This is a genomic window from Ruegeria sp. BHSA123 (assembly GCF_059613425.1).
This window is the reverse complement of the sequence record NZ_JBXWSL010000136.1, coordinates 1-3,657: the sequence shown is the minus strand read 5'-3', so window position 1 is coordinate 3,657 and position 3,657 is coordinate 1. Positions and strand designations below refer to the sequence as shown.

General features: G+C 57.2%; 3 protein-coding genes. All 3 read right to left on the bottom strand.

From position 1 onward, the window contains the following. The coding region (locus tag AC2FNC_RS20420; protein WP_496716511.1) for a putative 2-aminoethylphosphonate ABC transporter permease subunit at nt 1-1,777 on the bottom strand (1,777 nt) is incomplete at its 3' end. Next, entirely contained in the window at nt 1,774-2,889 is a 1,116-nt protein-coding gene (locus AC2FNC_RS20415; RefSeq protein WP_480496631.1) for a putative 2-aminoethylphosphonate ABC transporter ATP-binding protein, read from the bottom strand. The genes AC2FNC_RS20415 and AC2FNC_RS20420, both read right to left, overlap by 4 nt. Nucleotides 2,890-3,021: 132 nt before the next feature. Further along, nucleotides 3,022-3,657 (bottom strand): extracellular solute-binding protein (locus tag AC2FNC_RS20410; RefSeq protein ID WP_496716510.1); only part of this gene is annotated, 636 nt, incomplete at its 5' end.

The window sequence follows — 3,657 nt, the reverse complement described above, 5'->3', positions numbered from 1 at the left end:
CCGCAGGCAGACAGACCGGCACCGTCACGCGGGCAAACAGCTTCATTGTTGGCTGTTTGAGAGAGGCCGACACCGACTCGAACTCTTTATCCATCTGCTTGAGAGCGGTGACCGCCGTCAGGTGCGATACGGTATAGAAATGCGTCACCGTGCAAACCACCAGGATTGCCATGGTGCCGTAGATCGCATTGAACGGATTGGACGGGTTGTTGAAGAAGAAGATATAGGACAGCCCCAGAACCATGCCCGGGATGGCCATCGGCAGCATGGCGAACATCTGAAAGATCGACCGTCCGGTTTTGAAGCCGTTCGATTTTTCCACCAGATACGCCCCGAAGAAGACAACCGTCGTGCCGATCACCGCCGTCAGGAAGGCCAGTTTGATCGAGTTGAAATACGACCCCCAGCCGCCGCCATCCATCTTGTCGAACTGGTAGTTCTTGAGGCTCAGGCTCAGATCGTAGGGCCAGAACTTGATCAGCGCCGCAAACTGACACACGGCCAGAAGACCAATGATGAACAGGCCGACCAAGCTGCAGTAGATCAGGAATATGCGATCAGCCTTTGGGTTTGGTGTTGCCTGATATGGAACCGAGCGCGCAGAAAGCAGCGCCACCTGCTTGGACTGAACCATCCGGTCGATGGCAAAAGCCAGAATTGCGGGGATGACCAGAACCACCGAGACCACGGCGCCCATCTCAAAGTTCTGCTGGCCGATCACCTGTTTGTAGATATCCACGGCAAGCACGTTGAACTGGCCGCCGATCACCTTTGGCAGGCCGAAATCGGTGATCACCAGATTGAACACGACAAAGGCTGCGGAAATCAGGCCATAGCGCGCGCCGGGTATGGTAACGGTCCAGAATGTCCGCCAGGGGGTAGAGCGCAAGCTGACAGCGGCCTCGTACAACCGCGCATCCGATATCGCGAGCGCAGTCGATATGATCAGGAACGCGTGTGGAAAGGTAAAGAAGACCGATCCGATCACGATGCCTATGGGGCCGTAGATACTGGCACCGAACAACAACTCCTTGATCATCCCCTGATTGCCGAACAGGTAGACCAGCGCGATGCCCGGCAGCAGCGAGGGAACCAGAATCGGCGCCATCGCGATCAGGCGAAAGACCCCCTTGAACCGCATGCAGCTTCGGTTCAGCGCATAGGCAAACCAGAACGCCAGCGTCACCGTAATGATTGTGCTGACAACCGAAATCCAAAGGGAATTCTTGATCGAGTTGAACAGGGCTGGTGTCGAGAAGTAGTTGATGAAGTTGCCCAGACCCCGCGCTTGAACCGGCCGCATCTGCACCCGGCGGAACGTGTTGGAATCAAGCTCGACCCAATCGGTGCCTTCGTTCAAAGTCGACCCGACCAGAAAGCGCCCGGCCTCCGTCGTGTTCCGCATCTGGTACATGACCGGGCTGCGAAAGCTGAACTCCGGAAAGAACCCGGTCACCGGCAAACGCCCGTCCGAGCCGGTTGTCAGATCGGTGTCGGAATACACCCCCAATTGCCTGTTCAGTTCGTCAGCCGTCAGGATCGTTCCGTCGAACACACCCGCTTCATCACTGACCTGAAACTCATACTGGGACAGCTCGACCCGGTAGGTCGAGAAGGACTTGGAAAGCATCGTGTAAAGCGGCAGTGCCAGTGTCACGATCAGATAGAGCGCGATCACCATCATGCTTCCGCGCATCAGGATGTCATCGCGGCTGAGCCTGGGCCTGATATCCGGCCCGACAGGCAATGTGTCCTGATTGGTCGACATCGTGCTCATGCCGCAGCCTCCGGAAGGTCAAACGCCATCAGGCGGTTCTCGGGAAGCTCAATCACCATGCTGCACCCCTCTTCCAGCTCAAGACGACGCACGGCGTTGATCGAAAAATCCGCGATCAGTTCCGAAGATCCGAACCGCTCGTTGTTCAGGCGGCAGCGCCAGAACGAGCCCAGAAACTCCATTTCATCGAGCGTGACCTCGATGCAGTTCCGATTGCCGCCCGTGTCAAGATAACCAGCTTCATGAGGGATGATGTCTTCGGGACGAATGGCCGCAATGACAGGGGTTCCATCATTGAACGTGTGGCTGAGGCAGGCAAAGGTCTTTTCCCCGACGCTCAACCGCCCGCCTTTCGTAACCTGAGACTGGATCTGGTTCATTTCACCGATAAAGTCGGCCACGAACAGGTTGGCCGGTTCGCGGTAGATCTCCGTGGGCGATCCAACTTGTTCGATCACCCCGTGGTTCATCACCACGATGCGGTCGGCCATGGCCAGCGCTTCTTCCTGATCGTGCGTCACCATCACGGTGGTCACACCCAGCTTGCGCTGCAATTCCTTGATCTCATGCCGCAGGTGAACGCGCACCTTGGCGTCCAGCGCCGACAGGGGTTCGTCCAGCAGCAGCAGACCGGGATTGGTTGCAATGGCGCGGGCCAGCGCAATCCTCTGCTGCTGGCCACCGGACAATTGCGCCGGGTATTTCCTGCCCTGATCCGGCAGACCAACAAGGTTCAGCAGCTCGCTCACCCGAACCGCGATATCCGACTTGCTGCGGCCCGTGTTTTCAAGGCCAAATGCGATGTTCTTTTCGATCGTCAGGTTCGGGAACAGCGCATAGGACTGGAACACAATCCCGAAATCGCGCTCGGACGGAGGCAGGTTGGAGACGTCCTTGCCATCCTGCATAATCGTACCCTTGGTCTGCAGATCCAGCCCTGCAATCGCCCGCAACAAGGTGGTCTTGCCGCAGCCGGACGGGCCGAGGAAACAAATGAATTCACCTTCTTTGATTTCGAGAGAGATGTCCTTGAGTGCCAGAAAGCTGCCGAACGCTTTCCACAAATTCTGGATGCTGAGATACAGTTCACCGGGTGGTGTTTTCTGAAGCACGGGAGAGGTCCTCACATCTGCACCTCGGGCACGACCGATCCTGGCCGGTGCGCGCCGGGTGAGTTGGTTGTGTTGGTGGGAACAAGAGAGTGGCGGGCAGGAGAGGCACAAAAGCCCCTCCTGCCAATGGAATTACTTCGCTTCAGACTTTCCGTCATAGCGAGACTGCCATTCCTTCAGGATTGCCGCGCGATTGTTGGCGGCATATTCGAAATCATTGTTGATCATCGCATCCAGAAGACCCTCTGGGAAGTGTTCAACCGGTTTTGCAACGCCGGGATACGCCACGACCGCATAGCCGGTATTGTACATCTCGTTGGCCTCTTTGGTGACGGTGAAGTCCACCAGCTTCTGCGCGGCTTCCAGATTTGCAGTGCCGGCCACAATCGCGGTTGCTTCCATGTCCCAGCCGACGCCTTCCGAAGGCACAATGATTTCCAGCGGTGCGCCATCAGCTTTGGATTTCGCCCCACGGAACGCAAAAGAAATACCAATCGGGATCTCGCCCGCCGCCGCCAGTTTGCAAGGCTTCGAGCCGGAATGGGTGTAGCGCGCAATATTCTCGTGCAGCGCATCCATGTATTCCCAGCCACCTTCTTCGCCAAACATTTGAAGCCAGCTGGACACATCAAGGAACCCCGTGCCAGAGGAATTCGGGTTCGGCATGATAACCTGATCCTTGTACATCGGATCAGTCAGGTCCTTCCACGAGGTCGGCGGCTTCAGCCCGGCCTTTTCCGCCTCAACCGTGTTGTAGCAAATCGAGGC